This is a genomic window from Nocardia sp. NPDC050718, from assembly GCF_040654235.1.
Lineage (GTDB): Bacteria > Actinomycetota > Actinomycetes > Mycobacteriales > Mycobacteriaceae > Nocardia.
On sequence record NZ_JBFAHQ010000001.1, the window covers coordinates 134,465 to 156,845 of the forward strand.

The 22,381-nt window shown below is 67.8% G+C and carries 19 protein-coding genes and 2 tRNA genes; 8 read left to right on the top strand and 13 right to left on the bottom strand.

All coding sequences use genetic code 11. The annotated features are described in order from the left end of the window. The first annotated feature begins 23 nt into the window (after positions 1–23). Entirely contained in the window at positions 24–200 is a 177-nt protein-coding gene (locus AB0H54_RS00645) for a hypothetical protein (protein ID WP_357341856.1), read from the top strand. A gap of 4 nt (positions 201–204) precedes the next feature. On the opposite strand, the gene AB0H54_RS00650 is transcribed toward AB0H54_RS00645, so the two are convergent. Next, positions 205–999: an ABC transporter permease gene (locus tag AB0H54_RS00650; RefSeq protein WP_355275456.1), complete on the bottom strand. Its 795-nt coding sequence runs from the start codon at positions 997–999 to the stop codon at positions 205–207. A 56-nt stretch (positions 1,000–1,055) separates the two neighbouring features. Further along, on the bottom strand, positions 1,056–2,057 hold the full coding sequence (locus AB0H54_RS00655; protein ID WP_357341858.1) for an ATP-binding cassette domain-containing protein: 1,002 nt from the start codon (positions 2,055–2,057) through the stop codon (positions 1,056–1,058). A gap of 606 nt (positions 2,058–2,663) precedes the next feature. Here AB0H54_RS00655 and AB0H54_RS00660 point away from each other — a divergent pair. Further along, entirely contained in the window at positions 2,664–4,241 is a 1,578-nt protein-coding gene (locus AB0H54_RS00660; RefSeq protein WP_357341859.1) for a serine hydrolase, read from the top strand. 3 nt (positions 4,242–4,244) lie between these two features. Here AB0H54_RS00660 and AB0H54_RS00665 read toward each other — a convergent pair whose 3' ends face one another. From AB0H54_RS00665 to dnaA, 11 genes are all read right to left on the bottom strand, one after another. Then, positions 4,245–5,150, bottom strand: a complete 906-nt coding sequence (locus AB0H54_RS00665) for an acyl-CoA dehydrogenase family protein (RefSeq protein ID WP_357341860.1) — start codon at positions 5,148–5,150, stop codon at positions 4,245–4,247. A gap of 5 nt (positions 5,151–5,155) precedes the next feature. Beyond that, positions 5,156–5,228 (bottom strand) — tRNA-Ala (locus AB0H54_RS00670). A 34-nt stretch (positions 5,229–5,262) separates the two neighbouring features. Continuing rightward, the gene (locus tag AB0H54_RS00675; protein WP_355275356.1) at positions 5,263–5,370 is read right to left on the bottom strand and encodes a DLW-39 family protein; all 108 of its coding nucleotides are present in this window, start codon (positions 5,368–5,370) and stop codon (positions 5,263–5,265) included. 29 nt (positions 5,371–5,399) lie between these two features. Next, positions 5,400–5,473, bottom strand: a tRNA-Ile gene (locus AB0H54_RS00680). 135 nt (positions 5,474–5,608) lie between these two features. Then, positions 5,609–6,646: a DUF3566 domain-containing protein gene (locus AB0H54_RS00685; protein ID WP_357341862.1), complete on the bottom strand. Its 1,038-nt coding sequence runs from the start codon at positions 6,644–6,646 to the stop codon at positions 5,609–5,611. Positions 6,647–6,685: 39 nt separating this feature from the next. Beyond that, positions 6,686–9,196, bottom strand: a complete 2,511-nt coding sequence (gene gyrA / locus AB0H54_RS00690; protein WP_357341863.1) for a DNA gyrase subunit A — start codon at positions 9,194–9,196, stop codon at positions 6,686–6,688. Positions 9,197–9,255: 59 nt separating this feature from the next. Continuing rightward, positions 9,256–11,289 carry a DNA topoisomerase (ATP-hydrolyzing) subunit B gene (gene gyrB, locus AB0H54_RS00695; RefSeq protein ID WP_357341865.1) on the bottom strand — a complete coding sequence of 678 codons (2,034 nt, stop codon included), beginning with the start codon at positions 11,287–11,289 and terminating at the stop codon, positions 9,256–9,258. A gap of 372 nt (positions 11,290–11,661) precedes the next feature. After that, positions 11,662–12,198, bottom strand: a complete 537-nt coding sequence (locus AB0H54_RS00700; RefSeq protein WP_355275348.1) for a DUF721 family protein — start codon at positions 12,196–12,198, stop codon at positions 11,662–11,664. A 139-nt stretch (positions 12,199–12,337) separates the two neighbouring features. Then, positions 12,338–13,534 (bottom strand): DNA replication/repair protein RecF, encoded by a 1,197-nt coding sequence (gene recF, locus AB0H54_RS00705; protein WP_357341867.1) that lies wholly within the window; start codon positions 13,532–13,534, stop codon positions 12,338–12,340. A gap of 24 nt (positions 13,535–13,558) precedes the next feature. Beyond that, the gene (dnaN, locus tag AB0H54_RS00710) at positions 13,559–14,734 is read right to left on the bottom strand and encodes a DNA polymerase III subunit beta (protein WP_355275345.1); all 1,176 of its coding nucleotides are present in this window, start codon (positions 14,732–14,734) and stop codon (positions 13,559–13,561) included. A 782-nt stretch (positions 14,735–15,516) separates the two neighbouring features. Continuing rightward, a complete protein-coding gene (dnaA, locus tag AB0H54_RS00715; RefSeq protein WP_357341869.1) occupies positions 15,517–17,736 on the bottom strand; it encodes a chromosomal replication initiator protein DnaA in 2,220 nt (739 codons plus the stop codon). 653 nt (positions 17,737–18,389) lie between these two features. Between dnaA and rpmH the strand changes: the two genes are divergently transcribed. From rpmH to rsmG, 6 genes are all read left to right on the top strand, one after another. Then, on the top strand, positions 18,390–18,533 hold the full coding sequence (rpmH, locus tag AB0H54_RS00720) for a 50S ribosomal protein L34 (protein ID WP_005516618.1): 144 nt from the start codon (positions 18,390–18,392) through the stop codon (positions 18,531–18,533). A gap of 22 nt (positions 18,534–18,555) precedes the next feature. Next, on the top strand, positions 18,556–18,975 hold the full coding sequence (gene rnpA, locus AB0H54_RS00725) for a ribonuclease P protein component (RefSeq protein WP_357341870.1): 420 nt from the start codon (positions 18,556–18,558) through the stop codon (positions 18,973–18,975). Beyond that, a complete protein-coding gene (gene yidD / locus AB0H54_RS00730) occupies positions 18,972–19,271 on the top strand; it encodes a membrane protein insertion efficiency factor YidD (protein WP_355275339.1) in 300 nt (99 codons plus the stop codon). The genes rnpA and yidD overlap by 4 nt, the downstream gene beginning before the upstream one ends. Positions 19,272–19,275: 4 nt before the next feature. Beyond that, entirely contained in the window at positions 19,276–20,352 is a 1,077-nt protein-coding gene (yidC, locus tag AB0H54_RS00735) for a membrane protein insertase YidC (RefSeq protein ID WP_355275337.1), read from the top strand. A 24-nt stretch (positions 20,353–20,376) separates the two neighbouring features. Then, entirely contained in the window at positions 20,377–20,910 is a 534-nt protein-coding gene (locus AB0H54_RS00740) for a protein jag (protein ID WP_218722267.1), read from the top strand. Between the two features lie 98 nt (positions 20,911–21,008). Beyond that, complete coding sequence (gene rsmG, locus AB0H54_RS00745; protein WP_357341871.1) at positions 21,009–21,749, top strand: 16S rRNA (guanine(527)-N(7))-methyltransferase RsmG; 741 nt, start codon at positions 21,009–21,011, stop codon at positions 21,747–21,749. The last annotated feature ends 632 nt before the right edge of the window (positions 21,750–22,381 follow it).

Genomic DNA, 22,381 nt, shown 5'->3' on the forward strand with positions numbered 1-22,381 from the left:
GGAAGCTGTGCCACAGTGGTCGCATGAAGCTTCGTAACCCGATCATCGCTTCCATCGGGATCGCCGGGGCGGCGGCCCTGGCCCTCCTCGCCCGCAGCAAGCGACCGCAACTTCCCGAGCCCGCCGCCGAGCCGCCGCGCCTCGGCTACTCCCGCAACGGCAACGCGCCGGCCCCCGGAGCGGAGACCGGCGCGCACTGAACCGTCAGCGGCTCACGGACTTCTTGTACTGCACCTGAGCCAGCGGCACGAAGACGACCAGGATCACGACGATCCAGATCAGCGTCGTGATCACCGGGTTCTGCATCGGCCAGGCGTCCGACGGCGGGGCCAGCGGGTTGGTGTTGCCGAACAGGTCGCGCACGGCCTGGGTCAGCGCCGAGACCGGATTCCATTCGGCGAACACCTTCAGCGGGCCGGGCATGCCGTCCAGCGGCACGAACGCGTTCGACAGGAACGTCAGCGGGAAGATCACCATGAAGCTGGCGTTGTTGAACACCTCCGGCGCGCGCACGAGCAGCCCGACGACCGCCATCATCCAGGACAGCGCGTAGGCGAACAGCAGCATCAGCACGTAGGCCAGGACCGCGTCGAGGAACGATCCGCGGATCCGCCAGCCGACGACCAGGCCGGTCAGCGACATGACGACCAAGCTCACGATATTGATCACCACGTCGCTGATCGTCCGGCCGACCAGCACCGCGGACGGCGCCATCGGCAGCGAGCGGAACCGGTCGATGATGCCCTTCTGCATGTCCTCGGCCAGACCGGCGCCGGTGAACGTGGCACCGAAGACGACGGTCTGCGCGAAGATGCCCGCGATCAGGAATTCGCGATAGCCGCCCTCCACGCCCTCGATCTGGATCGCCGAGCCGAAGACATAGGCGAACAGCAGCACGAACATGATCGGCGACAGCGTCGTGAAGATCAGCACGTCGGGCACGCGCTTGATCTTGATGACATTGCGCTTGGCGATGGTCATGCTGTCGCTGACCACCATCGAGAGCCGTTCACCGAAGGTGGGGCCCTGCACCTCGGCCTTGTCGAGCGTGATGCTCATCGGTTGTGTCCTTCCTCGGCGCCGACGGTCTGTTTCCCGGCGTCGCCGTTGACGAGTTCCTCCGCCTCGTGCCCGGTGAGGGTGAGGAAGACGTCGTCGAGCGAGGGCCGCCGCAGCGCGACATCGTTGATCTGCACCTTGTGCTCGGTGAGCCGGCCGATGGCGGTGACCAGGTCCTGGGACCCGTCGGCCACCGGGACGGTGATCCGGCGCAGACCGGGTTCGAGATGGATCTCGCCGTCGGCCAGCCCGGCGAGCACCTGCTGCGCCGGGGCCAGCTGGTCGGGCGAGGCGACGGTGAGCTCGATCCGGTCGCCGCCGACGAGCGCCTTGAGTTCGTCCGCGGTGCCGCGGGCGATGACCCGGCCGTGGTCGATGACGGCGATCGAGTCGGCCAGCCGGTCGGCCTCCTCCATGTACTGGGTGGTGAGCAGCAGGGTGGTGCCGCCCGCGACGAGTTCCTCGATGACATCCCACAGGTCGAGCCGGGCCCGCGGGTCGAGCCCGGTGGTCGGTTCGTCCAGGAACAGCACCGGCGGATTCGCCACCAGCGCGCCGGCGAGGTCGAGGCGCCTGCGCATGCCGCCGGAGTAGCCCTTCACGGGGCGGTCGGCCGCGTCGGTGAGTCGGAAGCGCTCGAGCAGTTCGCGCGCGCGTTCCTTACTGCGCTGCACGCCGAGGTGGTAGAGCCTGCCGACCATCTCGAGGTTCTCGAAGCCGGTGAGGTATTCGTCGACCGCCGCGTACTGCCCGGAGGTGCCGATCCGGGAGCGCAGGGCCTGGGGATTGTCGAGTACGTCGATCCCGGCGACCGTGGCACGGCCCTCGTCGGGGATCAGCAAGGTGGTGAGAACGCGGACAGTCGTGGTCTTTCCCGCGCCGTTGGGGCCGAGAAGTGCGGTGACGGTACCTTCCGGAACGGACAGATCGAGCCCGTCCAGGGCGGTGAGCTGCCCGTACCGTTTGACCAGACCCTCGGCGACGATTGCGTCGGGCATGATTCTCCTGAAGTCGTAGTTCAACGCTGTTGCCCCAGTATTGCGGGACCCACCGACAAGTCGCACCCCCATTTTCCGGGTGGCCGCCAGCCCGATGTACAGACTTGTTCGACATGCCGATTTACGGCGACACGCGGCGAATCGGACCGAATTTCCTGCGGTCTCCCGGATCACAAGCCCCTGGTCTTCGGGGCATCGATCGCGGACCGACAAGAACATGTTCAGCGAATTTTTCGCGTAATTCGTTGTGCACCAGCACATTCCGACCGAAGTAAGACAACCGTCGGGTGACCTACCCGCAGATTCGCCGTTCACTACACCGGCCGCCGCGCACGGTCCAGGCCCAGAACGCCGAAAAATCTCGGAAACTGGTTCGTTGCGCGTACACGAATTCGGCTCGCATCGCGTAGGATCGTTCACGTCGGCCCCTCCCCCCCGGGCCGACCCTACGCGGGCCTCGGCTAACTCCCCCCCTTCGCCGAGGCCCGCTCCCCATTTTCCGGCAAGGCGCAGCTCCGGCTACCGGTGAGTACTCCCGGTCCGCGAAACCGTCACAGTCCAGCCACGTTCCCGCGATCACCCCGCAACCGGGGCTATCGTCAGCGGATGGTGCCCGGCAAAGGTGCGATCACCGCGCTCGTCGTGTCGATGGCTGTCGTGGTCGGTTGCAGCAGTGCCGCCGACGACGAGAACACCACCGCGACCAGCACCGAACAGCTCCCACCGAATCAGGTCGCCGCCGTCGCGCTCCCCGACGACGCGGTCGACAAGGCCGTCGCGAAACTCGACGACCTGGCCACCTCGCTGATGGACAGCAGCCACATCCCCGGCATGGCCGTCGCCGTCGTGCACGGCGGGAAGACCGTCTATGCCAAGGGCTTCGGCGTGAAACAGGCGGGCGGCCAGGACAAGATCGACGCCGACACCGTCTTCCAGCTGGCCTCGGTGTCGAAATCGGTGTCGGCCTCCGTGGTCGCCCACCAGGTCGGCAAGGGCACGGTCGAATGGACGACGCCGGTGGTCTCGAAGCTGCCCTCGTTCGCGCTGGCCGATCCGGCCACCACCGCCCAGCTCACCATCGGCGATCTGTTCGCGCACCGCAGCGGCCTGCCCGACCACGCGGGCGACCGGCTCGAGGACCTCGGCTACGACCAGGCCGCGATCCTGGACAAGCTCCGGCTCGAACCCCTCGACCCGTTCCGGATCACCTACCACTACACCAACTTCGGACTGACCGCAGGCGCCGAGGCGGTCGCCGCCGCAGCGGGCGTGCCGTGGGACCGGCTCTGCGCCGACACCGTGTACGGCCCCCTCGGCATGTCGTCCACCAGTTCCCGCTTCGCCGACTACGAGGCCAGGCCGAACCGCGCGGTCACCCACGTGAACGTCGACGGCCAGTGGGTCGCGAAGTTCGTCCGCGATCCCGACCCTCAGTCCCCCGCGGGCGGAGTCAGCTCCTCGGTGAACGACATGGCGCGCTGGCTGGCGATGATGCTCGGCCACGGCACCGCGAACGGGACCACCATCGCCCCCGAGGACGCGCTGCTGCCCGCGATCACCCCGCAGGTGATCTCCTCCCCCGCCTCGGCGCCCCAGTCGCGAGCCGGCTTCTACGGCTTCGGATTCAACTCCTCGACCAGTTCCGCCGGCCGCACCGCCTACAGCCACTCCGGGGCGTTCGCGCTCGGCGCCGCCACCAACTTCCTGGCGATCCCGTCCGCCGACGTCGCGATCGTGGCACTCACCAACGCCGCGCCGATCGGCGTGCCGGAGGCGCTGACCGCCGAATTCGGCGACCTCGTCCAGTTCGGCGAGATCCGCGAGGACTGGCGGTCCATCTACCAGGCCGCGATCGCCCCGATCAACGATCCCGTCGGCGACCTCGTCGGCAAGACCCCGCCCGCGAATCCCGCGCCTGCCCAGCCGCTGCCGACCTACGTGGGCAGCTACGCCAACGAGTACTGGGGCCCGGCGACGATCTCCGAGGCCGACAGCGGCCTGGTCCTGACGATGGGTCCGGCGCAGGTGCGATACCCGCTGCGGCACTGGGACGGCGACACCTTCGCCTTCGCGCTGAGCGGCGAGAACGCACCGCCCGGCAGCGTCTCGTCGGCGATCTTCGACAACGGGACGCTCACCCTCGACTACTTCGACGAGAACGGCCTCGGGAAGTTCACCCGCTGACGCTCAGTCCTCGGTCACCGCGCGCCAGGCCGTCGCCAGCCGCAGCGCCCTGACCTTGCCCGCCACCCCGAGCAACGGCTCGTCGCGCTCCCAGCGGCTCCTGATCTCCGGGTCCACCCGATCCCACAGCGGGGCGAACTCGGCGCGCAGGCGCGTCAGCCGCTCGAAGACGCCGCCCAGCGCGATGTGCGCGCCCACCGAGCCCGGATCCTCGGTACTCACACCACGCACCGCCGCAAACAGGGCCAGCAGCTGTTCTACGGCCTCGGCGGGCCAGTGGGCTTGCCGGGACACCCGAACGAGCTGTCCGAGCACAGCGGCGACCACATGCAGGTCTTCGACGGTGCGGAACGGCTTGAGGAAATCGGCGTAGCCGTCGCCGGGCAGCAGCTCACCGGGCGCGGCGTCGAAAGTGACGGTGGCGTGCGGAATCTCCGGGGCGAACGGCAGCGCGGGCAGCGGCGTCACCACCACGCCGGGACCGGCGGGCACCAGCACCGCCCGCAACGCGGCGCGACCGTCGGCCTGCTCGCCCGCCCTGGCGATCACGAGGAAGCGGGTGGCGAATTCGCCGAGGGTGGCGAAGGACTTGGTGCCGGTGACGGCGCCGTCGGCGGTCACCGTGGTCGTCAGCTGCGACGGCTTGGCCCCGTTCGACTCGGTCGCGCACATGGAGGTCAAGCCGGTGGCGTCGAGCGTGGGCACCAGCGCGCCGAGTGCTTCCTGATATCCGCCGAGAAACGCGGTACCTGTTCCGGCACTGTCGAATCCGGCGACAACGGCGCGGTCGATCGAACGGGGGAAGCCGGCGCCACGGGCGCGATGCTGAGCCGCGATCGCGGCGATATCGGTCGGCACCGACTCGACAGGAGCCGCGCTGAGCAGAAAATCGAAAACCGAGGAATTCACAGAAGTGGAGCCTAGGGGAATCGAACCCCTAACCCCTGCCTTGCAAAGGCAGTGCTCTGCCAATTGAGCTAAGGCCCCTTGCTGGCTTGGTGAAACCAGTTGGCAACCCGAATCAGCGGGTGGTGACCTCGTGCCAGAGGTCAGCGTCATCGCGCTTGCGGAATTTGGTGATACCGATGAGAACCGCGATCACAACACCGACCGTGAGGACAATCTTCATGATTCCCACCCTACTGTGATGTTCGGGAGTGGGCCTAGGAGGACTTGAACCTCCGACCTCTTCGTTATCAGCGAAGCGCTCTAACCGCCTGAGCTATAGGCCCGAACTCGTTTCGACCCCCTGCCGGAGCAGTGAACCGCAACGAGGAACGAGGTTACCCTACCCGGCCGGGGATAACCAAAACGGCCGGTCAGGCCCCTTTTCATGGGGCTGACCGGCCGTCGTGACAGCGCCGTTTCTAGTCCGGATCAGCCAGGGTCACCTGGATGCCGCCGACCAGATCGCAGCACTGGTTGTAGATGAAGACACCGACCGTCGCCAGCGCGGTGAACAGCACCACGTTGATCAGGCCGATGACGCCCGCGTAGCCGAAGACCGTGCCCGCGTCGATCAGGCTCGACGAGCTGCCCTCCTGGTTCAGCATCTCGCCCAGCGAGTTGTCCAGGTTGTCCCACACGCCCATGCCGGCCAGCACGATGTAGAGCAGGCCGACCGCCAGCATCCACACGAAGAACAGCGCCACGCTGATCACCAGGGTGATCTTCAGCGTCGACCACGGATCGATCCGGCGGATCTGCACCGTCGCGCGTAGCGGCTCACCCGACGCGGCGGCCGCGATGGCCACCGGAACGGCGGGCGAGACCGCGCCGACGGACGCCGCGGCAGCCCGGGCACTCGGCCCCGGCTGCGGCGGGATGTGCGCCATCGGCAGACCGGGCGGCGCCGCGGGCGCGACCTGACCGTCCGGTGTCGGATGCCGCACCTCGGACAGGTCCGGCATGTCCTTGACCAGCTCGGGGCGGGCGATGCTGCGGGTCGGCCCGTCGATGCCGACGGACTTCACCATCGCCGCTTCCTTGCGGGCCGCCTTGGCCGCCAGGTCGGCGGTGGTGCGGGCGTTGGACGCGCCGCTACCCTTCAGGCCACCGGTCGAGGCGGGCGCCGCGCTCGGGGACGACGGACGCCCCTGGCTCGGCGCCTCACCGGGCCGGTACAGGTTCGACTGCGGCTCGCGCTGCGGCAGCTGCGCCCACCCGTCCTGGTAGGGCGACTTGCCCTTCCCGTTGCCGGCGGGCGGGGTGGGTTCGTTCCCCATCCGCACGGTCGACTGGTCGAACGATTCGCCCTCGGCGGCACCGGATTCCGGCGCTGCCGCACCTTCGGCCGGACCGCCCTGGCGTGGGATCGGCCGCGGCTGGATCGGAGACGAGGCAATCCGCTCGGTGACGCCGTTGGTCTGGTTCCGATCGTCGTTCGACTGATTCGGTGTGGTCAATGGAATCCTCAGATCCGTTCGTTGCCGCCGCTGTTTGGGTTATTGCTCCGAAGCCGCGTCGCCGGTGAGCTGATCGGGATCGGGCTCGTCGGCGTTGCGCGCGATCGCTAGCAAGGTATCGCCATCCGCGAGGTTCATCAATCGCACGCCCTTGGTCTGGCGTCCAGCTTTCCGAACTTGCTTGGCTGCGGTGCGGATGACGCCACCACTGGAAGTGATCGCGTACAACTCGTCCTCGTCGTCGACGATGAGCGCACCGACCAGGCTGCCACGTTTCGGGTCGTACTGAATTGTCAATACGCCTTTTCCGCCACGACCCTGCGCGGTGTACTCCTCGATCGCCGTACGTTTCGCATACCCACCCGCGGTCGCCACCAAAAGGTAGGTCTCCTCGCGGACCACATTGAGCGAGAGCAATTCGTCGTCGGCGTTGAAACGCATGCCCTGCACACCGGAGGTGGCGCGGCCCATCGGACGCAGCGCCTCGTCGGTGGCGGAGAACCGGATCGACTGGCCGTGCGCCGAGACCAGCAGCAGGTCGTCGTCGGCCGAGCACAGCACGGCGCCGACCAGCTCGTCGTCGTCGCGCAGGTTCACCGCGACGATGCCGCCGGACCGGTTGGAGTCGAAATCGGTGAGCTTGGACTTCTTCACCAGGCCGGCGCGGGTCGCCAGCACCAGGTACGGCGCGTCCTCGTAGGTCTTGAGCTGGATGATCTGGGCGATCTTCTCGTCCGGCTGGAAGGCCAGCAGGTTCGCCACGTGCTGACCACGCGCGGTCCGGTTGGCCTCGGGCAGCTCATAGGCCTTGGCCCGGTAGACCCGGCCCTTGTTGGTGAAGAACAGCAGCCAGTCGTGGGTGGACGACACGAAGAAGTGCTTGACGATGTCGTCCTGCTTGAGGCCGGCGCCCTGCACACCCTTGCCGCCGCGCTTCTGCGAGCGGTAGAGGTCGGTCTTGGTGCGCTTGGCGTAGCCGGTCTCGGTGATCGTGACGACCACGTCCTCGCGGGCGATCAGGTCCTCGTCGGCGACGTCACCGTCGTTGGCGATGATCCTGGTCCGGCGGTCGTCGCCGTACTTCTCGACGATCTCGGCCAGCTCGTCGCGCACGATCGCGCGCTGCCGCTCCGGCTTCTCCAGGATGTCCTTGTAGTCGGCGATCTCGAGCTCGATCTTGGCCAGATCGTCGATGATCCGCTGCCGCTCCAGGGCGGACAGGCGGCGCAGCTGCATGTCCAGGATCGCGGTGGCCTGGATGTCGTCGATCTCGAGCAGCTGCATCAGGCCGGTGCGCGCGGTGTCGGTGTTGGCCGAGCGGCGGATCAGCGCGATGACCTCGTCGAGCAGGTCGAGCGCCTTGACCAGGCCGCGCAGGATGTGGGCCCGCTCCTCGGCCTTGCGCAGCAGGTAGCGGGTGCGCCGGACGATGACCTCGAGCTGGTGGTCGACGTAGTACCGGATCATCTGATCCAGGCGCAGCGTGCGCGGCACGCCGTCGACGATCGAGAGCATGTTCGCGCCGAAGCTGGTCTGCAGCTGGGTGTGCTTGTACAGGTTGTTCAGCACGACCTTGGCGACCGCGTCGCGCTTGACCGTCACCACGATGCGCATGCCGACACGGTCGGAGGACTCGTCGTGGATATCGGAGATACCCGCGATCTTGCCGTCCTTGACCTGCTCGGCGATCGAGTTGATGAAGTTGTCGGTGTTGACCTGGTACGGCAGCTCGGTGATGACGATCTGGGTCTGCCCGCGGCTGCCCTCCTCGATCTCCACCACACCGCGCATGCGGATCGAACCGCGGCCGGTGGTGTAGGCGTCGTGGATGCCCTGGCTGCCGACGATCAGGCCGGAGGTCGGGAAGTCCGGGCCCTTGACCCGTTCCATGCACGCGGCGAGGGTGGTCTCCTCGTCGGCGTCGTAGTTCTCCAGCGCCCAGTAGATGGCCTCGGCCAGCTCGTTGAGGTTGTGCGGCGGGATGTTGGTCGCCATGCCGACCGCGATGCCGTTGCTGCCGTTCATCAGCAGGGCGGGCACGCGCGCGGGCAGAACGGTCGGCTCCTGCGAGCGACCGTCGTAGTTGGGGACGAAATCGACGGTCTCGCTGTCGATGTCGCGCAGCATCTCCATCGCGAGCGGCGTCAGGCGGCACTCGGTGTATCGCATGGCGGCCGCGCCGTCGTTGCCGCGGGAACCGAAGTTGCCCTGGCCGTCGACCAGCGGGTAGCGCAGCGACCAGGGCTGCGCCATGCGCACGAGGGTGTCGTAGATCGACGCGTCGCCGTGCGGGTGGTAGTTACCCATGGTCTCGGCGACCGGACGGGCCGACTTCACGTAGCCGCGATCGGGGCGGTAGCCGTTGTCGTACATCGCGTAGAGCACGCGCCGGTGCACCGGCTTGAGGCCGTCGCGCACATCGGGCAGCGCGCGGCCGACGATCACGCTCATCGCGTAATCGATGTAGCTGCTCTGCATCTCGTTCTGGATGTCGACCGGTTCGATCCGGTCGCCCGCACCACCGGAGGGCGGCAGCGTGGTCTCAGTCATCAAATCTCCTTCGAGGGCCTGACATGCTTCACGGGCGCGCGCTTACGGCGCAGCACCGGTTACACGTCCAGGAAGCGGACGTCCTTGGCATTGCGGGTGATGAAGCTGCGACGTGCCTCCACGTCTTCGCCCATGAGCACGGAGAACAGCTCGTCGGCCGCGGCCGCGTCGTCGAGCGTCACCTGACGAAGCACCCGCACCGACGGATCCATGGTGGTTTCCCACAGCTCCTTGGCGTTCATCTCGCCCAGACCCTTGTAGCGCTGGACGCCGTCGTCCTTGTTGATCTTCTTGCCCGCGGCCAGACCGGCCTCGAGCAGCGCGTCGCGCTCGCGGTCGGAGTAGGCGAACTCCGGATCCGAACGCATCCACTTGAGCTTGTACAGCGGCGGCTGGGCCAGGAACACGTGACCGTGCTCGACCAGCGGGCGCATGAACCGGAACAGCAGCGTGAGCAGCAGGGTCGCGATGTGCTGGCCGTCGACGTCGGCGTCGGCCATCAGGATGATCTTGTTGTAGCGCAGCTTCGCGATGTCGAACTCGTCGTGGATGCCGGTGCCGAACGCGGTGATGATCGACTGGACCTCGTTGTTCTTGAGGACGCGGTCGATGCGGGCCTTCTCGACGTTGATGATCTTGCCGCGCAGCGGCAGGATCGCCTGGTACATCGAGTCGCGGCCGGACTTGGCCGAGCCACCGGCGGAGTCACCCTCGACGATGTAGATCTCGCACTTGCTCGGATCCTTGGAGCGGCAGTCGGCCAGCTTGCCGGGCAGGCCGCCCAGGTCGGTGGCGGACTTGCGGCGCACCAGCTCACGCGCCTTGCGCGCGGCCACGCGGGCCTGCGCCGAGGACACCGCCTTCTGCACGATGGTCTTCGCGTCGGCCGGGTTGGCCTCGAACCAGTGCGTCAGGTGCTCGTTGCAGGCACGCTGCACGAACGACTTGACCTCGGTGTTGCCCAGCTTGGTCTTGGTCTGGCCCTCGAACTGCGGCTCGCCGACCTTGACGCTCACGATGGCGGCCAGGCCCTCGCGGATGTCGTCACCGGTGAGGTTGCCGTCCTTCTCCTTGAGGAGCTTCTTCTCCTTGGCGTACTTGTTGACCACCGTGGTCAGCGCCGCGCGGAAGCCCTCTTCGTGGGTGCCGCCCTCGTGGGTGTTGATCGTATTGGCGAAGGTGTGGACCGACTCGGAGTAGCCCGAGTTCCACTGCATCGCGACCTCGAGCTCGTGGCCGGTGCCCTTGCCGGTGAAGCCGACCACGGAGTTGTGGATGGCCTGCTTGGTGCGGTTGATGTGGCGGACGAAGTCCACCAGGCCGCCCGGGTAGTGGTAAGTCCGGGTCTTGACCTTGTGCTCGACCGGCTTGTCGGCGCCTTCCTCGGCGTGCTTGGGCGCCTCGGCGGTATCGCTGACGACCTCGTCGATGACGTCGGACTCGCTGACCCGCTGATCGGTCAGCGTGATGGTCAGGCCCTTGTTCAGGAAGGCCATCTCCTGCAGACGGCGCGCGACCGTCTCGAAGTTGTAGGTGGTGGTCTCGAAGATCTCCGGGTCGGCCCAGAAGCGGATCGTCGTACCGGTGCGCTTGGTCGGCTCGCCCTGGATCAGCTTGCCCGGCTTCGCGTCCTTGTAGGTCTGCGCCCAGTGGTAGCCGTCGGTATCGATCTCGGCTTCCAGCTTGCTCGACAGCGCGTTGACGACCGAGATGCCGACACCGTGCAGACCGCCGGAGACGGCGTAGGAGTCGGAGTCGAACTTGCCGCCCGCGTGTAGCTGCGTCATGACGACCTCGACGGTCGGAATGCCCTGCGCGTGCATGGCGGTGGGGATGCCGCGGCCGTCGTCGATGACCTCGACGCCGCCGTCCTCCAGCAGGGTCACGTCGACCCGGGTCGCGTAGCCGGCCATCGCCTCGTCGACCGAGTTGTCCACAACCTCCCAGATGAGGTGGTGGAGGCCGCGCTCACCGGTGGAACCGATGTACATGCCAGGGCGCTTGCGCACCGCTTCGAGGCCTTCGAGGACTGTGATGGAGGAGGCACCGTAGCCCTGCTTGTTGCCCGATGCGTTGGAGTCGTTGGCAGCCACTTCTCGGTAGCTCTCCTTACTTGCTGATCCCTGTCGCAGCGATCGGGCAGCACGCGGACTGCACAGCACGCGTCGAGGGTTCGCCGCTGGTTACGTCACCATCCTACTGGTAAGCCCAACTTACAGTGCACCTACGACACCCCTGACGCCGCCGTGAATGCAAGAAATCGGTCTACGGTGACAAGATTCCGCCTCCCGGAGATTTCCGCCCGGCAGAACTGGCGTGAGACTTGCGTTCGGTGGTTCCACGTGAAACGCGATCGCCCGGCTTCGCGGCCGTCCGGAGTTATCCACAGGTTTTGTCCACATGTACAAAACTCCGGGCCTGGGAGCGGCGCCGCCGCAAGGCAACTCGGCCCGGTCACCGATCGGCTATCCGTAGGTGTCGCGCGGACCGCGACCTTTGATGTGCCGTTCGCCCTTGCGCCAGCTCGGCGCCGCGGGACCGGTGATCCGCAACGAGGTGACCACGCCCTGCCCGACGGCGGCATTGATCTTGGCCAGGATCTGGCCCTGCAGCATGCGCAGCTGGGTGGCCCACGCGGTGGACTCGGCGGCGATCTTGAGCACACCGCCCTCCAGCGTCACCGGAGTGGCGTGCGCGGCGATGTCCTCACCGACCACGCTCGGCCAGCGACCGAACACCATGCCCTCGGCCACCTTGCCCGACCAGCCACGACTCTTCGCGATCGAGCCGGTGAGCGCCGACAACAGCTGGGGATCACGCGGATCGGGGCCGGCGCCGGACCAGCCGGTGCGCCTGCGGCCGCCCGCGCGCAGCTTACGGACCGGGGACGCCCGGCCCTGGCCGACCGACTTGCCGCTGGCCTTGGCCGCGGCCCTGGCCTCCTCCAGCGCGCGCCGGGCCAGGTCGATCCCGCGCAGCTCCGGTTCGGGCTCTTCGCTCACCTCGGTTCCGCCTTCCGGTGTCGATGCTGGCCGAGTGCGGACCGAGTCTACGCCGCGGCACCGACAGCACGGCCCGGGGCGATCCGGCATATGTCCAGCATGTTGCCAGTTTTCCACAGGATGCTGTTGATAACTATCGCTATCTGTGCATATCTTCGGATTGTTCGGCCACCTCGGTGACGATCCGTGAGGTGCGCCGGTCGGCTTCGCCGGTCGTTTGCACCCGCAGTGGTTCGGCGGCCAGCTCGGACGGCACATCCTCGGCCACCGCGGCCGTGATGAGCACCTGCTCCGCGCCCGCGGCCACCTCGGCCAGCGCGGTCCGCCTGCGCCGATCCAGTTCGGCGAACACGTCGTCGAGCAGCAGCACCGGCTCGGTGCCCGCGCCGCGCAGCAGTTCGAACGAGGCCAGCCGCAGCGCCAGCGCGAACGACCAGGACTCGCCGTGACTGGCGAAGCCCTTGGCCGGCGCGCTGCCGAGCAGCAGGTCCAGGTCGTCGCGATGCGGGCCGACCAGGCACACACCGCGTTCGAGCTCACGGGTCCTTGCGGCGGCGAGCTCGCGCAGCACGATCTCGTGCAGCTGGGCCACATCGTCGGCCCCCGGCGCCCTGGCGGGGTCGAGCAATTCGGGCGGCAGGTAACCCGATCGGTAAGCGATTGCCGCGGGGCGTGATTCGGGCGCGATCGACCGATAGGCCTGCGCCAGATACGGATACAGGTCGTGGACCAGGCGCAATCGCTGGGCCAGCAGCACCGACGCGTGTTCGGCCAGATGCCCGTCCCACACGTCGAGGGTGCTCAGGTCGGCGCGGGAACGCACATGGCGCCCAGCGGTTTTCAACAGGGCCGAGCGCTGGCGCAGCACCTTGTCGTAGTCCGCGCGCACACCGGCCAGCCTGGGCAGGCGGGCTGTGCACAACTCGTCGAGGAACCGTCTGCGCTCCCCCGGGTCACCGCGGACCAGCGACAGGTCCTCCGGCGCGAACAGCACGGTCTGCAGGATCCCGAGGATCTCCCTGGACCGGCGCACCGGCGACCGGTTGATCTGGGCCCGGTTGGCGCTGCCCTGCTTGAGCTCCACATCGACGCGCAGTTCGCGGCCGGTATTGACCACGGTCGCCCCGATCCGCGCCTGCGTTGCCCCCATCCGGATCAGGGGGGCGTCGGCGGAGACCCGATGCGAGCCCAGCGTCGCCAGGTAGCCGATCGCCTCGAGCAGGTTGGTCTTGCCGTTGCCGTTCGCCCCCAGCAGCACCGTGCGCCCTGGGGACAACTCGAGCTCGGCGTGTTCCCACGACCGGAAATCACGGACCGACAGCGCACGAATGAACATGCCGGGTTACGCGGGCGGGCCGGCTCAGCCGGGCAGCCGGACCGGCATCAGCAGGTAGATGTACTGGCTCTCCAGCGCCGCGAACGCACCGGACTCGAGCACCTTGGGCTCCTCGTCGGAGGCGGGCAGCAGCACGGCGGGACGGCTCGGGGTGGTGAAACCGAAGGTGACCCGGTCCGCGTGCAGCGCCGACAGACCTTCGGTCAGGTAGCCGGGGTTGAAGGCGATGGTCAGCGGCTCACCGCGGAAGTCGGCCTCCAGCCATTCCTCGGCGCGGCCCGCGTCGTCCCCACCCGCCGACAGCAGCACGCCGTCGGTGGAGAACTCCAGTCGCACCTGGGCACCGCGCTCGGCGACCAGGGCGACGCGCTTGATCGCCTCGGACAGCGCCGCGACGGGCAGCGTGGCGATGGAGGTGTGCTCCTTGGGGAGCAACTGGCGGAACTTGGGGAATTCCGCGTCGAGCAGGCGGGTGGTGGTGCGCCTGCCCGCGTTGACGATGCCGAGCAGGCCGTCGGCCCCGCCGCCGGTGCCCAGCGAGAGCTGCACGGGCGCGTCGGTGGCGCCGAGGGTCTTGGCGGCCTCGGACAGCGTGCGCGCCGGGATGAGCACGGCGGTCTCGATGTCGGGGCGGGTGGGCTGCCACTGCAGGTGGCGCACGGCCAGGCGGAAGCGGTCGGTGGCGGCCAGCACCACGTCGTTGCCCTCGATCTCGACCCGGATGCCGGTGAGCATGGGGAGCGTGTCGTCGCGGCCCGCGGCGACGGCGACCTGGCCGACCGCCTCGGCGAACACATCCACACCGAGCTCACCGGTCTGCTGCGGTACCTCGGGCAGCTGGGGATAGTCCTCGACCGGCATGGTCGGCAGGGAGAACTTGGCACTACCGCAGGCGATGAGCACGCGCGTGCCGTCGACGGAGACATCGACCGGCTTGTTGGACAGCGCCTTGGTGATATCGGCGAGCAGCCGGCCCGAGACCAGCACCTGACCGGGACCGGCGACCTCGGCGGCCACCCGCATCTGCGCGGAGACCTCGTAGTCGAAGCCGGAGACGGTCAGGCCGTTCTCGTCGGCGACCAGCAGCACACCGCCGAGAACAGGCACGGGAGGACGGGAGGGCAGGCTGCGCGCCACCCAGGCCACCGACTCGGCGAAATCCTCTCGGGCGACCCGAAACTTCATGCTCGCAAGCTCCATCGCCCGATTTGTCCTCTCCGAGTTTCGAATCCGTGTGCGGGGTGTTCAGCGGAGTTGAGGTGCTGCGTCGGCCGCGCACTGAGTCTCGCACAACAAGCCGACAACCAAACGGTACCCGGGCATCGCGGGAAGTCCGCATCGACCCTCCCAGCCGATCGAGCCCTCCCTACCCATCCCTCTCCTCCTTGCCGCTTGTGAGTGGAGCACCGACCGAGCCGAGCCTCCCCGACCGACTTTCCACACACCCTGTTTTGAAGAGATCTCTTCAAGAAAGAGAACTGAAGTAGTAGTAGGCACTGTGGAATCTGTGGACTTCGACCGAATCCGCAGGTCAGAGCGCACGTCGGGATGGGGATGGCCGTGGGGTGTCTCGAGGATGAACCGGGGGCGTCTGTGGACTCCCGAAGTTGTCCCATTTCCATCCTCGAGTAGTCCTCGAGTTGTTCCACCGGATTCACCCTGTTGTTCACACGCGGGGGCAGGGTGGTGGCAACCAGGTGGATTCCTCGAGGACTCCACACGGATTCCTCGAGGAATCCACAGGGCCGATCCGCCGACGTCGCAGGTCGGAGGGACCGTGGAGGTGTGAGTGAATCCGGCTGTGGACGATGTGGACAACTTCCTGTGAGTGAACACCCCCAGCTCGCTCCCCAGCCCCTGTGCGCCAACCGGTGCACTACTCGAGGATTCCTCGAGGACTCCACAGGGATTCCTCGAGGAATCCACAGGGCAAAAAAGAACACCGCCCCAGGTCAGGGCGGTGTTCGAGGGTGTGGATGAAATCAGCGCGAGCGCTGTTTGATCCGGGCTGTGAGTTCTTGCACCTGGTCGTAGACGCGGCGGCGCTCGGTCATCTCCTTGCGCACTTTCTTCTCCGCGTACATCACCGTCGTGTGGTCGCGACCGAACGCCTGCCCGATCTTGGGCAGCGACAGATCGGTGAGCTCGCGGCACAGGTACATCGCGATCTGGCGGGCCTGCGCGAGCGGCCTGGCCTTGCCGGGCCCGGTCAGTTCCTCCAGCGTGGTGTTGAAGTACTCGGCGGTGACGGCCATGATCGTCGCCGCGTTGATCTCCAGTGCCGCGGTGTCGGGCATGAGATCGCGCAGCACGACCTCGGCCAGCGAGAGATCCAGCGGCTGTCCGTTGAGCGAGGCGAAGGCCGTCACCCGGATCAGCGCGCCCTCGAGCTCACGGATGTTGCGCTCCACCCGGCTGGCGATCAGCTCGAGCACGTCGTGCGGCACATCGAGCCGATCCATCCGCGCCTTCTTGCGGAGGATCGCGATGCGGGTCTCCAGTTCGGGCGGCTGCACATCGGTGATCAGGCCCCACTCGAAGCGGGTCCGCAGCCGCTCCTCCAGCGTCGCCAGCTGCTTGGGCGGGCGGTCGGAGGAGACGACGATCTGCTTGTTCGCGTTGTGCAGGGTGTTGAAGGTGTGGAAGAACTCCTCCTGGATGCCTTCCTTGCCCTCGATGAACTGGATGTCGTCGACCAGCAGGATGTCGGTCTCGCGGTAGCGCCGCTTGAACGCGACCTTGCGGTCGTCGCGCAGGCTGTTGATGAAGTCGTTGGTGAACTCCTCGGTGGAGACGTACTTCACCCGCATGCCGGGGAACAGCCGCTGCGCGTAGTGCCCGGCCGCGTGCAGCAGATGGGTCTTGCCCAGACCCGAGGCACCCCACACGAACAGCGGGTTGTAGGCCCGGGCCGGCGCTTCCGCGATGGCGACCGCGGCGGCGTGCGCGAACCGGTTGGACGCGCCGATGACGAACGTCTCGAACGTGTACTTGGCGTTCAGGCTCGCCGAGGACGACGCCTGCGGCGGGGCCTCGGGCGACTTGTTGAAGTACGTCGGCCAGTTGTTGCGCGCGTCGACCACCGGCTCGTCGTCGGCGGGCTCGGCACCGGGCGTCCCGGGCCGCAGCGGTTCCGGCGCGACCTCGGCGGGGGCTTCCTCGGCCCGCGCGGCGATCGGCTCCTCCGGCTGCGGACCACGGCTCCGGCTCGGCGCGCGCTGCGGCGGCGGATCCGGGGTGAACAGCGACTCCTGGCCCGGCGGGATGTGCTCACGCCGGGTCGGACCGGACTGCTCCCGCCGGGCGGGCGGCGCGGACTCGGCCTGCCGCTGCTCGGGGCGGCCGCCGGGAAACTCCCCGCGTCCGCCGAACTCGCCGTTGGCGAAGTCGGGCACCCGATAGACCGCGGTCGGTTCGAAATCGGTGCCGGGGAACTCGGGGCGCTCGGGCTGGAACTCCGGGGCCTGGCCGTATTCCGGCGTCGGCGCGTAGTCCGCCTGCTGCGGATACTCGGGCTGCTGCTGGTAGTCCGGCTGCGCGGAGTACTCCGGTTCGGGCTGGCGGTACTCCGGCTCGGCCTGGTACTCGCGATGACCGGCGTAGTCGGGCCGCTCGCCGCCGTACTCACCCGGCTGCGCGGGGTACTCGCGGCCGCCGTAGCCGCTGCCGTACTCCCCGGTGGGCGGATACTCCTGCCCACCCGGATAGTCACCGCCGTACTCGCCGTTGCCCGCGGGGTACTCGCCCGCGCCGTAGCGGGGGCGGCCGTACTCACCGCGCGCGGCGTAGTCGGGAACACTGAAATCGGGGCCGGGGTAGCCGGTCGGCGGGCGCACCTGCTCGCGCGGGCGTTCCGGTCGGCTGGTCATCCTGGCGTGCCGGGGCGAGCTGCCCGCCCGCTCCCCCGCGGCCGGGCTCGGCGCGGCGATGCGCACACCCAATCCCTCGACCTGCGGACCGAGCCGGCGACCCAGCGAGCGCAGGATCGGCTCGCGCAGATCGCGTTCGATCGCCTCCTGCGCCAGCGAGGACGGAACCGACAGCAACGCGAAGCCCTGGGCGACGGTGAGCGGTTTGACCAGCTTCAGCCAGGCCTGCTGCGCGCGACTGACCGCGGGGATGGCGCCGTCGGCCGAGCCGGTGGTGAGCTCGGCAACCACCTCTGGCCATACTGTGGCCAGCACATTCTGCTCGTCGTCCATACAGCGTCCTCCCCGGACCGGTTTGTTGGGGCCCACGGCCGGGCGCACGCAGGTAACCACCTGTGAACAGGTGGAATCCAGTGATCCTGCGTACAACCGAAGCCGGTTCGAACGCCGTGCGGTCCCAGAATCCGGACTGCGGCGCGGGCACCGTCGGCCCTACGAATATGCCACTCCGGCCGTCTTTCCACACAATTATCCACAGATGTGGACAAACCTGGGGATAGAGGGAATCTGCCAGCGTGTGGCAGTGAATGGGGCTGGACCTGCGGTTCTTCAGCAATCCCCCGGCTACAGAGGTTAGCGGTAGCCGCCGCAGAAGGCCAGAGGTGTGGACGAACTCACGAAAAGTCGGCCGATGCGTCAGTGCTCCCCGGGCGTGTCGCCCCAGGTCGGCCCAGCACGAGGTGCCGCGCCGGGGTCCGGTAATCTGGACATCGTGCCTGGCGCACGTGCTTTGGGGGCCGAGTTTGACCCTGCGTAGCGGTATCAGTACCCTCGTACAGTCACCCCTTGGCGCGGTGGCGGCTGTGTGCTGCACGTCGATCGCCAAGGCTTTCTGCGTGTAGACCGCGGTCCGCTGCGCAGACATCCGAATCATTGAACAGACTTCGGGCGCCGAACGGTGCCCACCAACTCGAGGAGTGTTGACCGTGGCCAAGGGCAAGCGGACGTTCCAGCCGAACAACCGTCGTCGGGCGCGCGTGCACGGCTTCCGCCTCCGGATGCGCACCCGTGCGGGTCGCGCCATCGTTTCGGCGCGTCGCCGTAAGGGCCGTGCCGAACTGACTGCCTGATCGCGCGTAGTCGGACGCTCGGGTGTTGCCTGAGCCGTATCGGTTGCACCACCGTGCCGAATTCTCCCGCACGGTGCGCCGCGGTCAGCGAATCGGGAGGCGAGATCTCGTCGTACACGCGTTCACGCACACGTACGACGATGTCGCCGACGTCGATTCCCTGATCCGGGTAGGCGGTCCGCGGTTCGGGCTGATTGTGAGCAAGGCGGTGGGTAACGCGGTGGTTCGCCACCGGGTGGCCCGCCGCCTGCGTCATATGTGCGCCCAGATCGTCGACGAAGTGCCGGCCGGTACCGATGTCGTGATCCGGGCGCTGCCCGGTGCGGCCACCGCCGACTCCGCCGAGTTGCTGCGCCAGCTGCGCACCGGACTACGCAAGCTCGGTTTGCGTAGTGCACCGGAGCCCGCGCTCGGTCGCACCCCGGCCGGTGAGCGGCGATGAGGACCCTCACCCGGCTACCCGCGAACACGCTGATCTTTCTGATCGAGCTGTACCGGACCTATGTCTCCCCCACCCGGATGCCGATCTGCCGGTTCACTCCCACCTGCAGTGAATACGCGGTGACCGCCCTGCGCACGCGCGGGCTGTTCGTCGGATCGGCACTGACGGTCGTGCGCCTCGCGAAATGCGCGCCCTGGCACCCTGGAGGGTGGGATCCCGTGCCAGAGCGCGGGTCGAATGCCTGCACAAAGTCATCGCCCGCGCTGATCGGCGATACGAACGACGGGAGTACCTAGAGCCGTGCTCGACATCATCTATTGGCCGGTATCCGCGATTCTGTGGTTCTGGCACAAAGCCTTCGGCTTCGTGTTCGGAGCCGACAGCGGGCTCGCCTGGAGCCTCGCCATCGTCTTCCTGGTCTTCACGCTGCGGCTCGTGCTCTACAAGCCGTTCGTGAAGCAGGTGCGCACCACCAAGCAGATGCAGGAGCTGCAGCCCCAGATCAAGGAGCTGCAGAAGAAGTACAAGAACGACCGCGAGACCATGGCGCGGGAGATGCAGAAGCTGCAGAAGGAACACGGCTTCAACCCGCTGATGGGCTGTCTGCCGGTGCTCGTGCAGGTGCCCGTGTTCCTCGGTCTCTTCCACGTGCTCCGTTCGTTCAACCGCACCGGCCACGGCTTCGGCCAGCTGGGTATGTCCGCGTACGACAACGCGCACACCCCGAACTACATCTTCTCCGCCGCCGACGTCCAGTCGTTCCTGAGCGCCCGCATCTTCGGTGCGCCGATCGCGTCGTTCATCACGATGCCGCAGAGCGAGCTGGAAGCCTTCGCCGAGTGGGGCGGCACCCCGACCAAGCTCACCATCGCCCTCGTCGCGATCCCGCTGATGGTGATCGCCGGTCTGGCGACGCACTTCAACGCCCGCGCCTCCGTCGAGCGTCAGACGCCGGAAGCCGCCGCGAACCCGCAGGCCGCGATCATGAACAAGCTGTCGCTGTGGGTCTTCCCGCTCGGCGTGCTCGTCGGTGGCCCCTTCCTGATGATCGGCATCTTGATCTACTGGGTGGCGAACAACATCTGGACCTACGGTCAGCAGCACCTGGTGTTCGGCCGCATGGAGAAGGAAGAGGAAGAGAAGAAGGCGAAGAAGCTGGAGCAGCGGGCGCAGAACGCGCCGAAGCCCGGCGCCAAGCCGGTCGACGTCCGAAAGCGTCCGCAGGACGCCGCAGCCGACGAGTCGTCGACCAACGGCACCGCCTCGACCAACGGCACCGCCAAGCAGACCGCCAAGCAGGGTGGCGGCCAGCGCAGGCCGGGCGGCCAGAAGCGGCCGGGTAACCGCGGCCGCGCGAACCAGAAGCGTAAGCGCTGAGTGGCGATCGGATAGAGGAATCCAATGACTGTTGAGACCGAGACCGACGGAGGGGACGCCACTGTGGCGACGACTGTTGACGTCGTGAACGACGCCGAAGAAGCGTTGATCGAAGAGGGCGAGATCGCGGGCGACTACCTCGAGCAGCTGCTGGATGTGCTCGACTTCGACGGCGATATCGACCTCGATGTCGAGGGTGACCGCGCCGTCGTGAGCATCGATGGTGGCCGCGATCTGACCAAGCTCGTCGGCCGCAACGGCGAAGTTCTCGACGCGCTGCAGGAGCTGACCCGCCTGGCCGTGCAGCAGGCGACCGGCGTCCGCAGCCGCCTGATGCTCGATGTGGCCGGCTGGCGCGCGCAGCGTCGCACCGATCTGAGCGAGCTCGGTGTCGCCGCGGCGAAGCGGGTGCTCGAGTCGGGCAAGCCCGAGGCGCTGTCGGCGATGACCCCGTTCGAGCGCAAGATCGTCCACGACGCCGTCGCCGATATCGACGGCGTGGCGAGCGAGAGCGAAGGTGTCGAGCCGAATCGTCATGTGGTGGTAGTGCCCGAGTAGGCTGATTCCGCCGCGACCACGTTTGGTGTGATAGGGCCTCCGGTCTCGGACCGGGGGCCTTATTCATGCCCTATTGCGATCGACCACCACTCGGAAGGATGTTTCACGTGGAACTCGAACTGGGTGCGCTGTCCGCCGAGCTGGAACCGCCCGCCGCTGCCGCGCGGGTGTTCGGCGACCGCCTGGACCTCGCCCGCCGCTACTGCGCGGCGCTGGCCACCGCCGGCGTGGAGCGCGGCCTCATCGGCCCGCGCGAAGTCCCCCGCCTCTGGGAGCGCCACATCCTCAACTGCGCCGTGGTCGGCGAGCTGATCGAAGAGGGCGCGTCCGTGGTCGATGTCGGCAGCGGCGCCGGACTCCCCGGCATCCCCTTGGCCATCGCCCGGCCGGACCTCCGCATCACCCTCGTCGAGCCGCTGCTGCGGCGCACCGTGTTTCTGGGTGAGTTCACCGAGGAGGTCGGGCTCAAGAACGTCACCGTGGTTCGTGGGCGCGCCGAGCAGTCCGGCGTCATCAAGGAAGCCGGCGGTGCGGACGTCGTCACCTCGCGCGCGGTCGCGCCGCTCGCGAAGCTCGCGCACTGGTCCCTCCCCCTCCTCCGCGACCACGGTCGGATGCTCGCACTCAAGGGCACGAGTGCCGCCGAGGAACTCGAGCGCGACGGTGCCGAACTGATCCGCGACGGTGCCACCGATCTCCGGGTGGTCGGATGCGGCGCCGGCATCGTGGAGGTGCCGACCCTGGTGATCAGTGCCGAACTGCTCCCCCGCGCCGAGCGCCCGACCCGTCGGAGTGGGCGAAAAGTCGCGGGTGCGGAGAAGAAGTCGCGGAAGCGCTAGTTCACGTTTCGTAACGTGACGAAAGTGGCTGAGGGTCGTTGCCTGGGGCCGGATCGGGTCGAAATTCGATGGTTGCGACGGCGTGCCGCAAACCGCCCCTGCTGAACTGTTTCACGTGGAACACGCGGGTCGCGATTCTCGCCGGTCGGCCTGGGCAATCATCCACCGGATGCTTTCGGTCGGATCGTGTCAGCGACCAATCCGCTCACGCGACTCGATCTCGCTCAGGAATTCTTGGCACGGGTGAGCCTTGCTCGGCGGCGCGAACGGCTCGGCGGTGGCAATGGTGCGGCAGTACGGACGACTCGGCGCCAGAGCGGCGTAGCTCGGTGGCGCGAACGGCTCGGCTTCAGAGCGGCATAGCTCGGCGGCACGGACGGCTCGGCGGTGGCAATGGTCCGGTGGTGGCAAGGCGCGGCAGCGCGGACGGCTCGGCACGGCGAGCGCGGGGGCAATCGCTGCCCGGGATCTGACAGCGAATCGCTTCTCGGCCTAGCGGTCGGGTGCTGTCACGCACCGATCTCCCCGTCTCTGGAGCGGAGGGCGCGATCGGCCGACTGCGAGATCGCACGGAGTCCGTCGATCGCAGGGTGCCCGTGAAGCATGTCGCGAAGCAGAGGGCGGCGAGCCGA

Coding starts and splice junctions, on each gene's coding strand:
- AB0H54_RS00645 (WP_357341856.1), top strand. CDS start 24: ATGAAGCTTCGTAACCCGATCATCGCTTCCATCGGGATCGCCGGGGCG.
- gyrA (WP_357341863.1), bottom strand. CDS start 9,196: ATGACTGAGACCACGCTGCCGCCCTCCGGTGGTGCGGGCGACCGGATC.
- AB0H54_RS00740 (WP_218722267.1), top strand. CDS start 20,377: ATGACTGTTGAGACCGAGACCGACGGAGGGGACGCCACTGTGGCGACG.
- AB0H54_RS00675 (WP_355275356.1), bottom strand. CDS start 5,370: ATGAAGATTGTCCTCACGGTCGGTGTTGTGATCGCGGTTCTCATCGGT.
- yidD (WP_355275339.1), top strand. CDS start 18,972: ATGAGGACCCTCACCCGGCTACCCGCGAACACGCTGATCTTTCTGATC.
- AB0H54_RS00660 (WP_357341859.1), top strand. CDS start 2,664: ATGGTGCCCGGCAAAGGTGCGATCACCGCGCTCGTCGTGTCGATGGCT.
- recF (WP_357341867.1), bottom strand. CDS start 13,534: ATGTTCATTCGTGCGCTGTCGGTCCGTGATTTCCGGTCGTGGGAACAC.
- AB0H54_RS00655 (WP_357341858.1), bottom strand. CDS start 2,057: ATGCCCGACGCAATCGTCGCCGAGGGTCTGGTCAAACGGTACGGGCAG.
- dnaN (WP_355275345.1), bottom strand. CDS start 14,734: ATGGAGCTTGCGAGCATGAAGTTTCGGGTCGCCCGAGAGGATTTCGCC.
- dnaA (WP_357341869.1), bottom strand. CDS start 17,736: ATGGACGACGAGCAGAATGTGCTGGCCACAGTATGGCCAGAGGTGGTT.
- AB0H54_RS00650 (WP_355275456.1), bottom strand. CDS start 999: ATGGTGGTCAGCGACAGCATGACCATCGCCAAGCGCAATGTCATCAAG.
- rsmG (WP_357341871.1), top strand. CDS start 21,009: ATGTTTCACGTGGAACTCGAACTGGGTGCGCTGTCCGCCGAGCTGGAA.